Raw genomic sequence first — 18,370 nt, forward strand, 5'->3', positions numbered from 1 at the left:
CCACGATGAAAATGATCCTTGGCCGCCTGACGCTCGCCGCAGGCCTGATGCTCGGTATGTCGCACGCTGCGTACGCCGTGCTGCCCGTCATTGACGCGTCCAATCTCGCGCAGAACATCATCACTGCGGCGAAGGCCGTGAAGACCGAGATCTATCAGGACAGCAACATCGTCTATCAGTACCAGATGATGGCAAACCAGCTGCTGCAGGCGACGAACCTCGACCCGTCTGCCATGAAGGCGCAGTATGACCAGATTACCGGCGACATCAGCAAGTTCACGCAGCTCAAAAGCACCCTGACCGAGATGTACGGTGACCTCAACGAGGGCAGTCAGTGGATCAACCACGTGCAGACGCTGATTTCCCGCTCGGGCAAGTCGAATGACCAGTGGTTCTCCGACATGGCAACGCTCTACAACCAGCGTGACAGTGAGGCCACGCGCCTCTTTCAGACAGGCAATGACGTCATGGTGCATGCCCAGACGCTGGCCAAACGCCGCCAGGAACTGCAGTCGCAGATGTCGCTCACGCCGACGCAACAGGCAACCGCTGAGATGACGACGCATTATCTGGACATCGTATCGAGCCAGATGAGTGACCTGATCCAGATGACGGCCGGCAAACAGCAGCAGGATGCACAGAAGCAGTCGATTGCCAACGAGGATGACAAGAACCGCTCAGCCGCCGCGAAAAGCTTCCTGGATCAACAGGACGCAGAACGCGCGTCCTATGGCTTCTGATGCGGGCAGGGCTGAACATGCTTCGCTATCTGAACCGGCTTTTTCTGACGGTGCTGGTGCCGCTGTGTGTGTTCGCGTGTCCAGGGGTTGCGATCGCAGACGAACCTACGACCCTGCCGGACGGCACCGTGGTGCCCGCTTCCAACACGCCCAGTCCGTCGAGCTCGGGTGCCACGGCTGCGTCGCTCGTCAAGCCAGGAGAACTCGGGCAGGCCAATAAGAACGCGATGGCGACGCTCAACGCGATGTTTGCCTCGGTGGTCAATGCCGCCGCTGATGCAAGCCAGAGCATCAGCCACGAATCGGACAAGTTCGCCAGTGGCCTTGCGGTCATCACCATCGTGCTGGCCGCGATCCGCTTCGCTGCCACGAAGGACCCCGTCATGGCGTGGGTCGCGCTGTTCGAGGAACTGGGGATGCTCGGCATTTTTGCCTCCTTCTACATCGGATATGCGACCTGGGTGCCATCCTTCTACAAGTGGTTCGTGACACTGTCGTCCGAGATTGCCGGTGGCACGACCATGGGCAGTTCGGTCAGCATCATCGGCAATGCCGCCAGCCAGCTTTTCGACTCGGTCATCAAGGCTTTCAAGGGTGCCGCATGGACCGAGTACATCTCGGTGCTGATCGGCGTTATTCCGCTCCTGCTTGCGTGGCTCGTCCTGTCGATTACGGCGATCGTCTTCGTGTTCTACATCAACGTGGGGCAGTTGCAGTTCGCGTGCGGCGCGGTGATGGGCCAGATCGCCTTTGCGCTCGGATTTTCGTCATTCACACGGAGCTACTTCAAGTCATGGCTCGACTTCATGATCACCGCGGGCATGTATATGGTCGTGGCCGCCATCATGATGAAGCTCGTCACGGGTACTCTCGTCAACGCAGTCAAGGACGCGGCCAGCGCGGGACTGACCACTTCACTGTCGGCCGGCTACGTATTTGACCTCGCGTTTTTCGTGTTCCTGGTGTCGTTCGAGATTCCCAAAATCGCCGGAATGTTCGGGGGCGGGACGGGCGCAACCGGCGGGGCGCTGGCCAAACTCGCGAAGCCGCTGCTATGACCGCGCATACGCCTATGACCGGGGACGCGCTGCTCGGCGAGTATCAGCGTCGCGTGGACCTGATTGCGCAGTGTGCGAACGAAGCCAGCCAGAGCGAGCTGGAGCGCAAGTGGCTCGCCGTTCTGCGCGCCTGCGCGTCGTGGTTCTCGTCGTTGCCGTTGAGCCCGGATCTGTACCGCGAACCGGGCGGCGCCTTCCGCGCCACGATCGAGACCGCGTTCTACGCCATGCGGCTCGCTGGCGGCCAGAAGTTCGGCACCAATCTGCCTTCAGAAAAGCGCAGGCGCATCGAGTCGCAGTACAACTATGCGGTGTTTCTGGCCGCCGTGTGCTCGCGGCTCGATGAACCGTACCGGCACTTCGCCAGTGAGCGTGCCAGCGACCGTGTCCTGTGGAATCCGCCGGTTCACGGAGCATTCGGCCCTTGGCTGGCCGGATCGTCATATCGCCTCGCGCGGCGCGAAAACCCGCTGCCGGTCGAACGGATGCGTACCGGCATGCTGGCCCAGATGCTGGTGGGCTCCGAACTGCTCGCCGGTCTCGACGCCGAAGTGCTCGCCGAACTCTTTGGCGCAATCAATCCGAACATGCGGCCGATCGAGGCCGAATCGCTGCTGCACAAGGTGGTCCGCCAGGGCGTGAGCACGGCCGACGAGTTTGACCGCAAGGCGCAGCGTGGTGTATTCGCACCGGTGCAGTTTGCTGTGCCATCGGCCGTCCACGTCGCGGCCGAGCTGGAGCCAGTGTCATCGCCGGGAGCACCGGTACCAGGTGCGAGCGCGGCAGCACCACACAATCCGCCCCCAACGTCGGCTTCCCCCGGTCCGACGGAAGCGCAGGCGGCGGCTGTTGTGACACCGGCAGGCATGACCGTCGAACCGTCGACGGGCGAAATTCTGTCCGCCACGCCTGCGGATACGCCAGTTGTGCCGTCGCGGGCACCAGTGTCCGCCGCGGTCGATCCGACCGCCATGCGCCCACTATCAACGACGGCGAGTCAACCGAAGGCGTCGAACGCGTCGGCGTTCGATGAAGTCCTCAAGGGCGTGCCCGGGTCCGTGCGCGAATTTTTTCAGGCACTCAGTGAAGACGTCGCCAGTGGCAAGGCGGCCGTGCAATGGACCGAAAAGGGGCTGGTCGTGCCCAAGCGGCTGATCGGCAGCTACGGCATCGCCGCCAGCACCCTTGTTGAACACATGCGCAAGCGCAGCCTGATGGTCGCCGATGCGCCAACCGAAGTCACCCTCGCGCCGCGCGCGGGACAACTCATACTCGCGAGCCCAGCGTGACCAGCTACATCAACCATTTCAGGCCAATCTACGAAGTTCGCGCAGCGGTGTTCTGGCTGGCGGCGATCGTGCTGTTGCCCATCTCGGGCATGCCCTATGGCTGGGCGTTCGCACTGGTCGCAATTGCGTTTCTGGCGCTGCGTTCCATGCAGATCTGGCGCGCACTGACTTTCCGCATGGCTATCTCGACCAAATGGCTGACGACGCTCGAGGTGCGAAAGCTCCTTCAGATCCAGAAGCGGATGCGCACCGAAGCGAATTCGATGTATCTCGGCATCGGCTACGAGTGGACGCAGAAGCATTGCCAGATCGCACATGACATCCTGCGCATGCCGACGACCGATATTCCTGGTCTGCCGCGCTGGCTCAACAGGACGAAAACCGGCCGCCGGATCGAAGAAGCCATCGAGGGCATGTTCGCGCCGAAAGACAGCATCCGCGATCGCATGCCGCAGGGTTCGTCGTGGATTCACGGCATGGAGCCGAAAAAGGCGCTGGTGCCGTTTCACTACAAGGCGATGGGCGGTCACACCCTGGTTGGCGGCACGACGGGCGCCGGCAAGACCCGCACCTATGAGGTTATCTCCACCCAGGTCATTCACCTCGGCGACGTGCTCATCATCGTCGACCCGAAGAACGACGCCGAGTGGAAGCGGCGCGTCGAGAAGGAATGCCAGCGCGCAGGCCGGAAGTTCCTGTACTTCAACCAGGCGAAGCCGTCCGAGTCGATCCGGCTGAACCCGATCGAAAACTGGTCGCAGCCGTCGGAAATCCCGAGCCGGATCGCCCAGCTGATGGAGGAGGGGCCGTTCCGGGACTTCGCTTTCCTGTTCATCGACCGTGCCGTGAAGGGCGAGCTCTACATCGGCGACAAGCCGACCCTGCGCTCGATCCTCAAGTATGCGCAGTCGGGCATCACGTCGCTGCTCGAAAAGGCGTTAAAGCGCTTCTTCGTTGAACAGAATCTGCTCGACTGGGAGCAACAGGTCGCCACCGAAACGACCCGGCAGGGTCAGCGCAACAATGCCGCCACGCTCGTCGACGGGATGATCGGGCTTTACAACGCCCAGTTCGCGTCGCAGGAGCGAGGCAACGAAGCGATCGACGGGCTGATAGCCACGCACGTGCACGACCGCGAGCACTACATGCGCATCATCGCCTCGGCGCTGCCGCTGCTGCAGATGCTCGCCACGGGCGAGACGGGCCTGATGCTCGCGCCCAAGGCGGATGACTTCGACGACGAGCGCGAAATCTGGGATATCGACAAGGTCATCAAGCAGAAGGCCGTCCTGTACATGGGCCTCGATTCGTTGTCGAACAACATCGTGCAGAAAGCGATCGCGTCGATGATCCTGTCGGACGTGGCCGCGGTGTGCGGGTCCATCTATAACTTCTACGATTCGCCGCCCGAAGTGGTGCTGATCATCGACGAGATTGCAGAAGCGATCAACGAGCAGGTGATCCAGATTCTCAACAAGGGGCGCGGCGCTGGCTTCAAGGCGTTCGTCGCATTCCAGGCGCGAGCGGACCTGGAAGCGCGGCTCGGAAACGCCGCCAAAATGCTGCAGGTTTTGGGCAATCTGAACAACCAGATCATCCTAAGATTGGAAGACAGCGATACCGCGCAGTGGTTTTCCGACAAGGTCGGCGAGACCGCGATTCGCAACCTGACGCTCACAGGCAGTACGAGCACGGGCAGCGAAGCGCATATCGGTGAATTTACCGGGTCCGTTTCACGTTCGCTTCAACTGGAGAAGGTTCCGCTGATCCCAACCCGTCTGATTCACGGCCTGCCCAACCTGCAGTACTTCATGCGCATTTCGGGTGCCGCCGTCTATCAGGGCCGTATTCCCATCCTTCAAGGCTGAAAACCTACGCATGTCTGCCGTATTCAAAAAAATCATCCGCGAACACAAGCTGTCCTCCCGCCTGATTCCCGTCTTCACGGTGGCGCCGGAGCTTGAACTCGCCTGCGCCCGCGTGGCCGATTTCATCGGGGAGAAGTTCATGGGCGAGAGTGAGCCGCTCGTCAAGGAGATGCTGGACTGCGGGCTCGCCGCCTACAAGCGCACCCGCAAGACGGGCAACCCGCACATCGCATTCATGCAGGGGCTATTCTCCCGCGCTCACCTGCTGTACGCGCGCCGTTACGTGGCGATTGACGGCGAGCGCTATCACGTCTGGCCGCCGATGTTCGAGCCGGTGACCACGTTCGAGGCACGCTACGGCAAGCTTGAAACAGGCATGTTCGACGAGCGCTGCCCCGAATCGGTCACGCAGCGCTCGGCCGCCTTCCAGCTGGCCGCGCGCGCGCTGACGGGCGAAAACTTCCGACTCTATTTCGAGGACTACGATGTCGCTCACGCCTTTTCTGATAGCGAAGCTATCGAGGGTTGAACCGGACGTCGTGCGCCGTGCGATGTCGACGGCCAGCGCGATCGACGAGATTGAAGGCGGGCGACCGGCCGAGTTCTCGCGCGGTCCGAACGCGATGGCGTTCGCACTGGCGCTCTTTGTGGCGCGGCGGCCTGTGCATTTCTATCTTGGCCTCGCGGGGCTCGTTGGCTTTCCGGTCTACCTTCTGGTGCGGATCGGGTCATTCCTGATCGGGTGGATGCACATCCATGGCCAGTAGCCGGTTCGTCTCCCACGTCAAGTGGTGGTTCTTCTTCGTGCCGTTGCTTGCCGTGTTCATCATGCCGGCCATTCCTGAGCCGTCGCTGTTCTTGGTGCCGCCCGGGGAAGCGGAGTCGGTCGCAGCGATTCTCGGTGCAGAGAGGGCCGACGAAGTGGTCGAGAAGACCAACGAACGGTTCAAGGCGTGGTTCGTGCAAACGGGTCTGGTCCGCGCAACCATCGACGCGACGGGAGGCGGCGATATTGGCGATGGGGGAGTGTCCGAGTTCGCCCACACCTGGGTCCACAACTTCTGGCGCGAGCTGTACCGGCTGGTGTACCGCGCGAGCGTCATGAAGCTCTGGATTTTCGGCACGCTGATCTTCTGCGTCGCGGCGTTCTTCGACGGCGCGATGCGTCGCAAGATCAAGGCATCAGCGGCGGGCTTCGCCAGTCCACTGTCGTTTCACCTGGCAGGCCATGGCATCCTGCTGGTGTTCGGTGTTGCCTTTGCGGTCCTCGTCGCCCCGATTCCGGTGCTCGCTCCGTGCTGGATCGCCATCGCCGCGGTTCTCGGTGCGCTTCTGTGGCACGCGGCGTCGTCCTACCAGTGATCGGCCAGCCCGAAAGCTATATGGAAAACCGCATCATTTCAGGTTAAGGCCGTCAGCCGGCTGACGGCCGCGGTCGCGCGGCGAATCGCGCCGGGTGTCCCATGACGGACCCGGAAGAGACTGTCGCGGAAAGCCACAGGGGACGCCCGTGCGTTCAGCCGACATCTGATCCACTTATGCCACAATTGCCGTCGAATCTAAAGCTGAAGGCGAAGGGCTGGGCCGCCGCCAAGGCATAGCATCCGGTGGAACCATGCTCAAACACGATGTTCAAGCGGTCTTGGATACTTACTATGCAGGGGCGCTTGCCGCGGCCAAGTCCGGCTTGATTCAACATTTTCACGAGTTGTCGGCGCCGTTTCTCCTTAGCGTGTCGCAGGCTTACCTCGATGCGCCCGTCCGCGTCATGTTCATTGGGAAGGAAACTAACGGTTGGTGTGGCAAGCTGGGAGCCTTCTACGAGCGTCCGGACAGGATCGACATCGCGAAGGCTCGCTATGAGAATCAACACGCCTGTGGCACCGGTAATAGTGAGTTATTGCGGCAGTGGAAGCGGTTCGCTGATGCGTTCGCAGGAGGCGATCGAGCGGCTGTTTGCTGGAACAACCTGATGAAGATGGACTGGCACCGCCCGAAGCGCGGCTACTCTCGGACCTCGATCGGGCATTCTGCTCATTTGTTTGATTTTTCGGTGGCGGCCGGCAAGTTTGAAATCGAACTGCTTAAGCCAGATCTAATCATCTTCGGTAGCGGCCACACGTACGACCGCGCCTTGAAAGCTGTGCTTCCGGAGCGTGAGACTGTGAAGGTTGAGCCAAAGGCTCTTTGGCACTTCCGGTCGAATGGCATCGAGTGTTTTAGGACATTCCACCCAGGTGCGCGGGATAAGCACGTCAAAGAGTACTACCGGAGGATTATTGACACCGCTTCGAGCGCGTTTGCGGAGCGCCTACCGATGCCGAAAGCTTCGGCATAGGCTGCCTTTGTCTCGACATTCTTCCGCACGGTCGTGCGGCGTGTCGGCGCTGTGGTGACGAGACGGGACGCGGCCCATATGTGGGCTTCTCGTGCTCACGCGCCTTCTAATCGCTTGAACAACTCTTTGTGTTGATAGTAGATAGCGGCAAGTCGCGACCGATAGTCATCTTCCAAATATCCCTTCGTTCCAGCTGCAGGCTTGCCGGTCGCATGACACCGTGCTTGTTGCCTCTGAACAAGCCTTATCCGTACACGCTGCTTCATGATTCATGCGATGTGGTGGGGGGCGGCTGGTCGATTGTCCGCGATTTGTGGCCCCGTGTCGAATGGCCGCTCCTGGGCCGGCCATAGACGATCGGTCTGCCCCTCCGCCCGCTGTGGGGACCGCCGCTCCATCCGGTTCAAAAAGGCGAATGCCCCGTCCGTTGCGCCGCGGCCTACGCAACTCAAAAACTCCGTCCGGCTCATCAACTGGTCAGAAAGATGCTTCAAATCACACATGTTTTGACGGCCCGGGCGGGATGAGGCTCGCAACAATAGGGACATGCCGCGCGCGTGCGCGTGCACCTTTCCAAAGGACACCCTACATGAGCACCATCTCCGAAGAGACGAATCCTGAAGCCCTGAGCCAGCCGTCGGCGACCGACATTCCTGCAGCAGCGGAAAACCCGGCTACCGGTGCTGATGCCGCAAGTGCGTCGGCGGCAAACCAGAATGCGACGACGGATGGCGCGGACGGCGGCGAGGTCGAACTCGAGCTGCAACAGATGGAAGACGCGGCAAACACCCTTCAGAAGGAAGGGATGATCAGCGAGTCAGAAGCCGAGGAAAAGCGTGAGCAGGTCGCCCGAGCGCGCAAGCTGTTCCGCGAGCTGTCTCCGGCCGAGCGCGCAGCGATCGTGCGACGCCGCCGGGAAATCGGCCGTGAACTGATGGCGCGCCAGCTTTCCGGCGCGGCAGTAGTGACCGCGACAGTGCGGCTCAATCACACCCGCCTGAAGCCGCTGTTCGAACAGTGGTGGCCGTACCTGAACCGCATGAGCATCAACATGCAGCGCTTTGGCCGCTCGACGTTTGGCGCTGAGGATCAGGGCACGGTCACTTCCTGGCTCGAGAAGCAGGTTGCCGAACTCGAAGCGTATGTCGATGAACAGCTTGGCGTGGCCACGGACTTCCGCGAGAAGACCGAGCAGAAACTGCGCGACCAGGGTGACATCGTGTTCGCGCCGACGGTGACGAAGCCGTCGCTTGCCATCGAGGTCGAGGCGTATTCTCGTTTCTCAATGCGTCTGCTGTCGCTGCTGATGAAGTTCGACAAGGTGATGGACAACTTCGATTTTCTCGTCTGGAACGGCATTCGCGACCAGTCGGACGTCGACGAGGAAACGGCGCGTTTCCTGCGCAAGTTTCATCCGGTTGGCGTGCGTGGGTATATGACCCACCTGCGCCTGATGACGACGGTCCGCGGCCGCTAGGCGCGACGCAATCATGCTTGACGGCCTGAATCCCCAGCAGCGCGAGGTTGCCGAGCACCGCCGGCACTGCGTCGCGATCGCGTGTCCGGGCGCGGGCAAGACGAAGACGATTGCCGCCAAGGCCGCGCTCCTCCTGTCGCAGCCTGGCGCGATCGTCGGTGCCGTCACGTTCAGCAAGGACGCTGCGGTGGAACTGCGCGATCGCATCCTGGCGCTCGCGGGCGCCCAGGCAAAGAATCGGCTCATCGCCGGCACCTTCCACTCGCTGGCGTTCCGGCAGTTGGGCCAGCCCGGCGGAAAACGGCGGGACATCGCATCCGATGGCGATCGCATGGGCCTGATTACCCGTGTCATCGCCGAACTCGGCCTCGAATGGAAGCCGGAAGAAGTCGTGCCCGTGATCGAGCGGATCAAGACCAATTTTGGTCGTGTCGAGGCCGGCACCGCCGATGCGCAACTCTACGAGGCCTATCAGGCAGCGCTCGAGCGCAACGGCAAGATCGACTTCCAGGACATGCTGCGTCTCGCGGTTGCAGGCATGGAGGCGGGCGATATCAAACCGTACCGCTTCACGGATCTGCTCGTTGACGAGTTTCAGGACACTGACCCGTTGCAGTACCGGTGGGTCGAGCTTCATGCGAAAGCGGGGGCACAGGTGACGGTCGTGGGTGACGATGACCAGAGCATCTATGGCTTCCGCGCCGCGCTCGGCTTTCGCGGGATGGAGAGCTTCGCCGCATCCTTCAATGCGCAGCGGGTCGTGCTGGGCAGCAATTACCGGTGCCGCAGCGAAATCCTCTCGGCCGCCGACCGGGTGATCCGCCATAACGCCGATCGCATTCCAAAGGTGCTGCAGGCCGAACGCGGCGCCGGCGGCTCGGTCGCGACGAAGCGGTCCGACGACGAATATGCAGACGCCATTGCCGCGGTCGAATTCCTGCAACCGCTGCTCGCGTCCGGCAAGTCGTGCGCCATTCTTGCACGCACGAACCGTATCCTTGATCCGATCGAAGCGGTTTGCCGCTCGCACGGCGTCCCGTACTTCCGTGCGTCCGGCAGTTCGGTACTGAACCGGCCGCAGGGCGCGCTCATGTGCAATCTGCTCGAAATCGTCGAAGGCCGCAAGCAGAACGGGCTTGATGCGGTCCTGGGCTACATGGGAATGAATTCTGCGCACCTGGGCTCATTGCACCGCGACATGGGCTCGGCGCTTGTACAACGGCAGAAAAAGGATCTGGTCGCGCTAGGTCTGCCCGAAGAGACGGCCACCGCCTACCGCGCGTTCATGAAGCGCCTGGGCGAATGGCAACTGATGTGTGAGCGCCAGTTCTATTCGCTTGCGCTCGATGGCGTGCTGGAACTGATGATGACCTATGCGAAGGCCGATCCGGCGATTCGCGCAATCCAGGGCACGTACGACGTGCTGTCGCGACTGAACGGCACGTTCGCCGAGCGGATCGAATATCTCAAACGGGACAACAACAAGCCCGCAGACGGCGCGCTCGTGCTGACCACGATGCACAGTTCGAAAGGGCTGGAGTGGGACCACGTCTGGATCACGCGCGCCGAAGAGGGTGTCGTACCGGACGAGAAAAGCACCGAATCGGAGGAGCGGCGCCTGTTCTACGTCGCGATGACACGGGCGCGCGACAGCCTTGTCATCGCCACGATCAAGAAGAATCCCGTGTCGCGATTCGTCATCGAATCGGAAGCACGCTGATCAATATCTGGAGTTTCCATGCTCGATCGACTGCTCCGCAGGCTTGTGCCTGTCCCATCCCTCATGCCTGTTGACGCCGCCTCGCAGGTCGTCGTGCCAGCGGTTGCGCCGCATCGACACCGGGCATCGGCCTTTGAGTTCGACAGGGCAAGTCTCGATGCCCTCTGCTATTCGTACAGCGACGGCAACTTCTCCTACCTCGCCGTCGGACGCGATGACTGGGCGCCGCTCGCCGTCGCAGGCTTTTCGCTCGTGAGCCAGCCGCAATGCCGTACATGGCTGAACGAGAACCTGCGCTCACGAGTCTGGGTCGGAACGGACGCGCTGGAATCCTGGCACGCGGAGAACAGGCCGGTGTTCGCAAAAGTTGGCGCGCGACCCGACCGGCAGTTCGTGTCGCCGATGAATCTGGCGATGGTGACGGACATCGGGGAGGATCAGGTCCCGTTACTGGAGGCCAGCGAGATCGCGGAGCTGTTCGCGTTGGCGTGGCAGCGTGCCCGTGTCGCGTCGCCGTTTTTCTTTCTGGCCAATTCGGCGCAGTATGCCGCGTTGCTGGGTCACCACGCACTTCGCTTCGCCTCTGAGGCGAACGAGCACGCACTCGAAAGAGCCATCGACTGGCTCGCGACCTGGTTTGAGGCACGCGGCCTGGCGGTTGATCGGGAGCGGTCTCTCATCAACCTGCCGGGCTATCGTGCGCTTTTCCATAGGGCTCCTGCACCGCTATGACGTGGACGCGGACGTGGTCCGGCGCACATGCAAAAAAATAGGGCGCTTCCCTGACGGGAGCGCCCTTTGTTCTATCGTGGCCCGGTAATTACAGGTCCGCGTGGTGAAGTTTTAGCGCGAGGCGATAATGTGCGTCGCCGAGCGGCACGTCGATAGTCTGGCCATCTGCGACCACCACGTTGCGTTTTTCGACGATGAGACCCTTCGTATTCACGACCTCGGAACGACAGTCGGCTGGACCGTCTTCGGACTTGCCGACGAATTCCGTGTCCTGAACGCTGACCGAAACCATCGCCTTGTTCCCGTCGACCATGGCCGGTGCGATAAACAGGGCGCGGCCGACAAAGGCGCTCTCGCTCCTAAGAGTGGTCGTGTTGCCGTCCTTCGTGCAATGACCGTAGGCGATGTTCTCGCCGTTCGAAATGACAAAGGGGGCTTTACCATTGTTGCCAATGACCGATGTGCCAGTCACGATCTGAACGCCGTCCTTGTAGAGCGCTGCGTCCAGCTGTTCACGAACGGGTGCTGTTTCGGCCTGGGCACTGGCCATCAATGCGCCGGCAATGAGGAAAGGACCGAAGACCTTGCTGATACTGTGCATCCTTCATTCTCCTGGTTGAAAATATTTGTACGCTCTCGCATCAGGCACTGGATGCGGCGCGTGCTAACTGTTGAACGTTGCTTGCCGCGTTCTCTATTGTCAGATCGCTCTTGCGCTTGACCTGCCCTTCGAGGGACGCACGCGGGCCGAGACGGATCGTCCCGTAGTAGTAGACGTTCCCTATCACGCGACCGTTAATCTCGAGGATGCCGCGCGCGTGCACGTCGCCTTCAACCGTGCCGTCGATCCGGACGTGCTCGCCCTGAACCTGCCCCTTGACCATGCCGCCCTGACCGACGTGCAGCAGGCCGGTATTGGAGACCACGTCACCATCGACGATGCCAAAAAGGCTCAGACCGTGATCGAGAATCACGCTGCCGTGAACCGACAGGCCCGCGCAAAGCAGGGTGACGTTGGGACCTTGTGTTTTCATGGGGGCTGGCTCCTAGAACAGTTGAACGTCGCCGGATTTCGCGGCGGGCGCTTTCGACGGGGCGGGCGTTGTGGTCGACGGCGCAGCGGGCTCGTCGTTCGCCGTCGGCTGGTGACGGGTGAGGTGGTGCAATGGCCGCAAGGCTGGCCTGGCCGGTCCATGCGACTGCTCCGCCGGAGCCGCGGCCGCCGTTGTGGTCGGAGTCGCGGTTGTGGGTGTCGGCGCGCTCTGCGATGGCGATGGCGCCGGTGCCGGTGCCTGAGCCTGCGATGTGACCGCCAGCGGGGCTGTCTGTGCCGGCGCAGTCGGGCGTTGCGCGTGGATCGGCGAGGCCGCGGCGCGCTGTTCCGGATTGGTGGATTGGGTGGCCGCGCGAAGATCGGTTCCCGCAGCCGCGGCCGGCATTGCGAGCGAACGTGCGTCGACGCTCGCGAGGCCGGACGGTCCGGTTGCCTTTGGAACTTCGAGGTCACTCGCGGTCAATGGCTTCGCGGGCGCCGCATTGATCGGCATCGTGCCGTCGCCCACGGATTGCGAAGTAGCAGGAACCTGAGCGGATGCCGGAGCCACGGCGATCGGCGCCGGATGAATATTCTCGCGCGTCGCGTGCCACACCCGCGCTGCACTCATCCCCGCCAGACCAGCAAGCGCGGCAATGGCCACAGCGATCAGGGCAGGGCGTCTTGCCGTGCGCAGCGCCGCGGTCATTGCGGCACCCTGGGAGCGTAGGGATTTGCCGCCTTCGGGTGCCGGTGGCGCCGGCATCGCGGCGGTGTGGCGGGTGATGTCGATGACGACGGGTTGTCCCGAATACTGGGCGTGAAGTGCCTGAATTTGCCGTAGATCCATATGTTCCTCACAGGGTGACAAGTTGAGCGTACCCATGCGGCCACGAAGTCAAGTGGGCCGCGATCTGAAGTAGGCGTGAGAGGTCGAAGCAGTCAGCTTTCGCGGCGCTGGCCGTCGAAGTCGTACTGGTCGTTGTCGGGCATGCACACCTGTACGATGTGTTTGAGCCGGCGCTCCGCGTTCGCGAGAATGTTTGCGCGATCCTGGTCCGTGATCTTTCGCTCGATCATCCGCTCGGTGGATCGCACAAAGATCCGGTCATACTGCGTCAGGCATCGCACCAGCAGACCAGCGAGCGGACGCGTGACAGTCAGTTCGATCAGTTCGTGCGGCATTTCGAGCCGACGCGCTTCGTGGCGGGCCAGCCATTCATCGGTCTTGCCGAGCCAGTTCGAGGTGTCGCGCAACGCCTTCTCCAGAGCCTTGACCTTGCCTCCGCGCGCGACGGCAATCTTCGACGCGCAGAAGTTGTAGTCGGACCTGATGTAGTTTCGGGCGAACTGCGAGCTGTACCGAAGCACCGTTTTCGCATCGGTCTCCGGATTGATCCGCTCAATGCGGCCGTCGCTCGTCAGGCGTTCGATGGGCTTCAGGCCGCTACCGGATGCTGACGGGGGTGCCTCGGAAGCAGGTGTGGCAACACTGAGCGCTGGACGACCGGTGTTGCCTTCCGGCTGCCGGTCGGGCTCGGGGGAAAGTTCAAGGACTGCGGCCATGGTCTATTCGGATGTGGTCTCTCTCACCGTCCATTGTCAACGCGAGTCCTCTGACGAATTCAGGCAAAAGCTATGCCGTTTTCGTGATCTTTCGGGGGATTTGCGGCAGCGTTTTGGGCAATACTGACTCTACTTCTCGCGTCCCTGACGCATCGACACTGACCCGGCTAGCCCGGAGTCCATCTTCTGTCCAAGTCGTGCCCTGCGCATGCTCCGACCAGCCGGCAACTGGTGTGGAATCTTCTGCTGATGAGCGCCTAGCCCGCGTTCCCCATTCATTCAGTCATAAAACTCGTTGCCGGCCGCATTCACTTGCGCCGCGACATCGTTCGGACCCGGATCATTCGGGTGTTCTCTCTCCAGAGCCCGTCTGGGTAGAACGATCGTAGTCGACTGAACCGTGATCCTGCGGCGGAATGAATTTTCCGAAAATGGGCTGTTGCGCAGCGTGACCATGCTGCGCGGGAACGACCTAACGTTCCCGACTGTGAGCCTCACGGCTCCCTGAGCGCCACGACCCCAGAAGGGTTGTGGCGCTCGGGTCATTTCATCCGAATCCCGAAGCGCGCTCCTCTGACCGAGGAACGCGCTTTTTTTTCGTCCTTCAGTTCCTGTCCCGTACGGAGGTCTTCCATGCTTCCCGACCGTCTTGACCAGCGCATTGCCCAGGCGATCAGCGACACGATCGCCCAGGAACGCGCATCTGCAGATACCGCATCGCCAGCATGGCGCACGCGGTGCGAGGTAGCACGGTTCGCGACGTTCAGCGATCCCGAGCGCCGCGTTTTTCTTTCACATGTTGCTGAACGCCGCGGCGAGGCGGCGGCGCACGAACTGGAGCAGTCGGCCAGCGAGCTGCGCACCAAAGCGATCTTTTTCCTTGCGAGAAAACACTCATGAACGCAGTTCCCAGCATGCTCAACGGCCCTGTGCGCAGTGTCGTTGAAGAACGGGCCTTGCGCCCGCCGGTGATCGGACACATTCGGCCCGGCATCAAGGTGCTCACATCGAAAGCCCGAGCCAACAGTCGCGCCGTTGACATCTACAACGACATGGTTGCGGCGGGTGATTCGTTCGACACGATCGGCAAGGTGATCGAATCGAAGTGCAACCTGAAAAACGCGCTCGCGCCGAAAAACACACCGTATTTCACGTGTCGCCGCTCGGACTTCACCAATCCCGACGTCGCCGACGAAATCCTCAGGCTGTATGGCGAGGATCGTGGCGAGGGAATCAAGCTCTACCGCTTTCCGGTGCTGTTCGCGTTCAACGACTGGATGCAGAACCTGCCCAACCAGATGGCCGTGTACGGCACCAATGGTCGCAAGTTCTTCTCGCAGTACGAACGCGATGGCATCCGCTATTGCATGACGTACGCGAAGATGGAGCGGGATCAGCGGGCGCAACGCGCGGTTCGGCACTTCGGCGGCCGCACGGTCATCCGGCGGCAGGATGAAGCGATTCCTGATGGCATCTGTGACCCCGAACAGTGTCCGCAGTATCAGGCGCGACATTGCAACCTGTCAGCGAGTTTCATCTTCGCTGTGCCGGACATCAAGGGGCTGGGCCTCATCGAGTTGCCGACGAATTCGATCTACGTGCTTCAGAAGGCTTATTCGGCCATGCAGACCGTGCAGCTTGCCAGAGGCAAACTGACCGGGACGCGATTCTGGATCACGAAGCGCGAGTTCGACATCACGCGCATCAACGAAAACGGCGAAGCGGTTCGGGCAAAGCAGCTGCTCACCGTTCTCGACGCCGACATCGACATCGGTGCGCTGCTCGACGGCGCCGATGATGCGGTGCCGGCAATCGAAGCGGCTGGCCAGGCTGTCGCACTGCTCGAGGCCGGTGGCAACGTTGTTCCCCTTGGCGGTGGCTTTCCAGTCGCCGTTGCTGATGAGGGAACACGCGGTGAGAGCTCTGTCGACCACAGCGACCCGATGGCAGACCAACAGGCATCCGGGCAGCAACAGCCGGTACAGGTTGCAAGCGGTGCCGAACCGGGTCATGCATCGAACCCGCCGTCATCGCAAACTGACGCCAGCGCGGACGATGCAGTCGAAACGCTCGCCGACAAGCTGGACCGTATGTCGGACCTGCTGAAGCGTCTCGGGTTAGGCGCGGAAAACCGGAAGGAAGATTTCCGGGTCTTTGCGCACACCACCTATGGACGTGGATGGGTCGAGCGGCCACAGGATGTCGACAGCATGAACGAGCGTCTGGAGAAGGCACTGACCGATCGCGCTGCACTCGATCGCGAGATCGCAGCGACCAGGCAGACGACGTTCTTCGACTGACCGCTTTCATCCCTTTCCACAACCTTCCTGCCAGCCCTTCGGGGCTGGCTCTCTCCATACCCGTAGCGAGAACATTTCAGCAAGCTGGTGTTTGCTCAAGTGTTTTCGACCGCGCATTTGCGCATCGAAGCCATGCCGCTAGATGCGGCCATTTCCCTGTTATTCACAAAGGAGTTCGTCCGATGCGCACGATCGGGAATTACACCGCGTTTTTCGGCGCGGACGATGTATTGAGCAATTGGCATCCGTGCCGTTTCACCTACCACGGTGTCTCTTTCACGTGTGTCGAACAGTTCATGATGTACGCGAAGGCAAAGCTGTTTGATGACGAGACGTCCGCCGCGAAGATTCTCGCGGCGACTGATCCGATGACACAGAAGAAGCTCGGCCGCAAGGTCGCCAACTTCGATCTGGATATATGGGTCGCGCGGCGCGAATCGATCGTCTTCGTTGGCTGCCGCGAGAAATTTGCGCAAAGCCATGAGCTACGGTCCGTGTTGCTGGCGACGGCGCCGACGGTGCTGGTTGAGGCCAGTCCCTATGACCGTATCTGGGGCGTCGGCCTTGGCGAACGTGACCCACGTCTGACCGATGAGTCGCAATGGCGCGGACAGAACCTCCTGGGCATCGCGCTCATGAAGGTTCGGGACGCACTCGCTGCGCACTGACGAAAAGCTCTTTTCTCCCTGCGTCCATCCGGGCGCGCATTCAAATATTGGCTGCCGTATGGCGGCCTTTTTCATTTCCGGAGGCGAAAGTGAAGTTCGCACATTTTTCTGACCTGCATTACGCGCCCGACAATCTGGCCGAGTCCGACCGTTGCTTCAGTTTTGCTGTTGGCAACGCGATCGACCGCGGCGCTCAGGTTGGCGTGATTTCCGGCGACTCGACCGATCACCGGCTGCATGCGCATGCGCCGTCGTTGCACGCGCTCGCGACCCAGATTCACCGGCTCGCCAACGCGATGCCTGTGCTCATGTTGCAGGGGACGTTCTCGCATGAGCCACCGGGCACGCTCGATAACTTCGCCCTCATGGGCGGCGTTCATCAGATCCATGTCGCGGATCGCGTATCTCAGGTCGCGCTCGTCGATGGGCGTTTCTGGGCATCGAAGGGGCCAGTCTTCTCGGATGACGAACTGCGTCAGTTCATCGGCGTCATGCCCGAAGTGGTGTTCACCTGCCTGCCCACGGTCAACAAGGGCCAACTGGCTGCGAGCGTTGGCGCGCTCGAGGCCGGTACGGGACTGGGCGATGTGCTCGCCGCATATCTGGCGGCGGCGGGCCGGGTGAACAGGCAGCTTTGCGCAGCGGGGATTCGCACGGTGGGTGTCTCGCACGGTACGGTCAACGGCTGCACGACCGAGCACGGCGTCACGATGGCGGGATTCGATCATGAGTTCTCCCTCACGGCGTTGTTCGAAGCCGAATGCGATGGCTTCATGCTGGGCCATATTCACAAGGAGCAGCAGTGGGAGCGCGATGGCAGGCTGGTTGCGTATCCGGGCTCGATTGGCCGGTTTCACTACGGTGAAGAGGGCGACAAGGGCTATCTGTCGTGGGACGTTGAACCGGGCAGCGCGTCAGCAACGCTCGTCGCAACGCCTTCGCGACAGATGATCTGCATGGACTTCGACGGGCCACCGGACATGGCAAAGCTTCAGGAGCTCGCTGGGGACGCGACCGACAAGTTCGTGCGTGTGCGCTGGCAGGTGGACGAAGAGCATCGTCAGGTAGTCGATCGGGAAGCGATCAAGGCGCTGTTTTCTGGCGCCGCGGGGCTGAAGGTCGAGTCGCGCGTATTGCCGGTGGTTCGCAGCCGTGCCCAGGGCATCAGTCTGGAAACGACCGTCGAGGGGAAGCTCGCACGCTGGTGCGAACTGGCCAGCGTGGACGCCAGCCCGCTTCAGGACCGGTTGCAGCTGCTCGCCTCCGGCGACGTGGAAGCGATCGCGGCCGGTGTGCTCGCCAGTCTTGCTTCCGGGCCCGAATCGCAGCCCGAATCGCAGCCTGAATCGCAGCCTGAATCGCCGCCTGAATCGCCGCCTGAAGTGCCGGCGCTCGCCACGGTGCTCACGCATCCCGCCGCATCGCTGGAGACGACGGACGAAGTCACCGCCGCCCCGGTCGGGACTGACACGAAGGCGACCGTTACACCCGCGGCGCTCGACTGGCTCAACGACGATCTGTTTGCGGCCTAGCCGCCATGGTGAGAGTGGCCCGTATGGCACTCTCGCGCGGAACACAGCT

The 18,370-nt window shown here is 61.8% G+C and carries 19 protein-coding genes; 15 read left to right on the forward strand and 4 right to left on the reverse strand.

Annotated elements, in window-relative coordinates; genetic code table 11:
- The first annotated feature begins 5 nt into the window (after positions 1 to 5).
- The 11 genes from AB3X86_RS33955 to AB3X86_RS34005 all read left to right on the forward strand — a co-directional run bounded on the left by AB3X86_RS33955 (position 6) and on the right by AB3X86_RS34005 (position 11,222).
- The gene (locus AB3X86_RS33955; RefSeq protein ID WP_368599345.1) at positions 6 to 740 is read left to right on the forward strand and encodes a type VI secretion protein; all 735 of its coding nucleotides are present in this window, start codon (positions 6 to 8) and stop codon (positions 738 to 740) included.
- A gap of 17 nt (positions 741 to 757) precedes the next feature.
- Positions 758 to 1,798: a type IV secretion system protein gene (locus AB3X86_RS33960; protein WP_368599346.1), complete on the forward strand. Its 1,041-nt coding sequence runs from the start codon at positions 758 to 760 to the stop codon at positions 1,796 to 1,798.
- Positions 1,795 to 3,087: a TraI domain-containing protein gene (locus AB3X86_RS33965; RefSeq protein ID WP_368599347.1), complete on the forward strand. Its 1,293-nt coding sequence runs from the start codon at positions 1,795 to 1,797 to the stop codon at positions 3,085 to 3,087. Before AB3X86_RS33960 ends, AB3X86_RS33965 begins: the two co-directional genes overlap by 4 nt.
- Entirely contained in the window at positions 3,084 to 4,955 is a 1,872-nt protein-coding gene (gene traD / locus AB3X86_RS33970; protein ID WP_368599348.1) for a conjugative transfer system coupling protein TraD, read from the forward strand. The genes AB3X86_RS33965 and traD overlap by 4 nt, the downstream gene beginning before the upstream one ends.
- Before the next feature lie 10 nt (positions 4,956 to 4,965).
- Positions 4,966 to 5,484: a hypothetical protein gene (locus AB3X86_RS33975; protein ID WP_368599349.1), complete on the forward strand. Its 519-nt coding sequence runs from the start codon at positions 4,966 to 4,968 to the stop codon at positions 5,482 to 5,484.
- 22 nt (positions 5,485 to 5,506) lie between these two features.
- On the forward strand, positions 5,507 to 5,722 hold the full coding sequence (locus tag AB3X86_RS33980; protein ID WP_255208946.1) for a hypothetical protein: 216 nt from the start codon (positions 5,507 to 5,509) through the stop codon (positions 5,720 to 5,722).
- Complete coding sequence (locus tag AB3X86_RS33985; protein WP_368599350.1) at positions 5,712 to 6,317, forward strand: DUF4400 domain-containing protein; 606 nt, start codon at positions 5,712 to 5,714, stop codon at positions 6,315 to 6,317. Before AB3X86_RS33980 ends, AB3X86_RS33985 begins: the two co-directional genes overlap by 11 nt.
- 253 nt (positions 6,318 to 6,570) lie before the next feature.
- The gene (locus AB3X86_RS33990; protein WP_368599351.1) at positions 6,571 to 7,293 is read left to right on the forward strand and encodes a hypothetical protein; all 723 of its coding nucleotides are present in this window, start codon (positions 6,571 to 6,573) and stop codon (positions 7,291 to 7,293) included.
- Between the two features lie 589 nt (positions 7,294 to 7,882).
- Positions 7,883 to 8,770: an ATPase gene (locus tag AB3X86_RS33995; RefSeq protein ID WP_368599371.1), complete on the forward strand. Its 888-nt coding sequence runs from the start codon at positions 7,883 to 7,885 to the stop codon at positions 8,768 to 8,770.
- Positions 8,771 to 8,783: 13 nt separating this feature from the next.
- Positions 8,784 to 10,490, forward strand: a complete 1,707-nt coding sequence (locus AB3X86_RS34000; RefSeq protein ID WP_368599352.1) for an ATP-dependent helicase — start codon at positions 8,784 to 8,786, stop codon at positions 10,488 to 10,490.
- Positions 10,491 to 10,508: 18 nt separating this feature from the next.
- Positions 10,509 to 11,222: a hypothetical protein gene (locus tag AB3X86_RS34005; protein ID WP_368599353.1), complete on the forward strand. Its 714-nt coding sequence runs from the start codon at positions 10,509 to 10,511 to the stop codon at positions 11,220 to 11,222.
- Between the two features lie 88 nt (positions 11,223 to 11,310).
- Here AB3X86_RS34005 and AB3X86_RS34010 read toward each other — a convergent pair whose 3' ends face one another.
- Genes AB3X86_RS34010 through AB3X86_RS34025 form a run of 4 tightly spaced genes read right to left on the reverse strand, consistent with a single transcriptional unit; the run spans position 11,311 to position 13,821 of the window.
- A complete protein-coding gene (locus AB3X86_RS34010; protein ID WP_184251896.1) occupies positions 11,311 to 11,823 on the reverse strand; it encodes a hypothetical protein in 513 nt (170 codons plus the stop codon).
- A gap of 40 nt (positions 11,824 to 11,863) precedes the next feature.
- Positions 11,864 to 12,256, reverse strand: coding sequence for a polymer-forming cytoskeletal protein (locus AB3X86_RS34015; RefSeq protein ID WP_184251897.1), 393 nt, complete (start codon positions 12,254 to 12,256; stop codon positions 11,864 to 11,866).
- 12 nt (positions 12,257 to 12,268) lie between these two features.
- Positions 12,269 to 13,141, reverse strand: coding sequence for a hypothetical protein (locus AB3X86_RS34020; protein ID WP_368599354.1), 873 nt, complete (start codon positions 13,139 to 13,141; stop codon positions 12,269 to 12,271).
- Between the two features lie 56 nt (positions 13,142 to 13,197).
- On the reverse strand, positions 13,198 to 13,821 hold the full coding sequence (locus AB3X86_RS34025) for a hypothetical protein (protein ID WP_013094720.1): 624 nt from the start codon (positions 13,819 to 13,821) through the stop codon (positions 13,198 to 13,200).
- Between the two features lie 633 nt (positions 13,822 to 14,454).
- On the opposite strand from AB3X86_RS34025, the gene AB3X86_RS34030 reads away from it, so the two are divergent.
- The 4 genes from AB3X86_RS34030 to AB3X86_RS34045 all read left to right on the forward strand — a co-directional run bounded on the left by AB3X86_RS34030 (position 14,455) and on the right by AB3X86_RS34045 (position 18,321).
- Positions 14,455 to 14,721 (forward strand): hypothetical protein, encoded by a 267-nt coding sequence (locus tag AB3X86_RS34030; protein WP_368599355.1) that lies wholly within the window; start codon positions 14,455 to 14,457, stop codon positions 14,719 to 14,721.
- Positions 14,718 to 16,121 (forward strand): hypothetical protein, encoded by a 1,404-nt coding sequence (locus tag AB3X86_RS34035; protein WP_368599356.1) that lies wholly within the window; start codon positions 14,718 to 14,720, stop codon positions 16,119 to 16,121. The genes AB3X86_RS34030 and AB3X86_RS34035 overlap by 4 nt, the downstream gene beginning before the upstream one ends.
- 182 nt (positions 16,122 to 16,303) lie before the next feature.
- On the forward strand, positions 16,304 to 16,789 hold the full coding sequence (locus AB3X86_RS34040) for an NADAR family protein (RefSeq protein ID WP_368599357.1): 486 nt from the start codon (positions 16,304 to 16,306) through the stop codon (positions 16,787 to 16,789).
- An 89-nt stretch (positions 16,790 to 16,878) separates the two neighbouring features.
- On the forward strand, positions 16,879 to 18,321 hold the full coding sequence (locus AB3X86_RS34045; protein ID WP_368599358.1) for an exonuclease SbcCD subunit D: 1,443 nt from the start codon (positions 16,879 to 16,881) through the stop codon (positions 18,319 to 18,321).
- Positions 18,322 to 18,370 lie beyond the last annotated feature (49 nt).

The organism is Paraburkholderia sp. BR14374 (assembly GCF_040948685.1).
Classification (GTDB): Bacteria; Pseudomonadota; Gammaproteobacteria; order Burkholderiales; family Burkholderiaceae; genus Paraburkholderia; species Paraburkholderia youngii.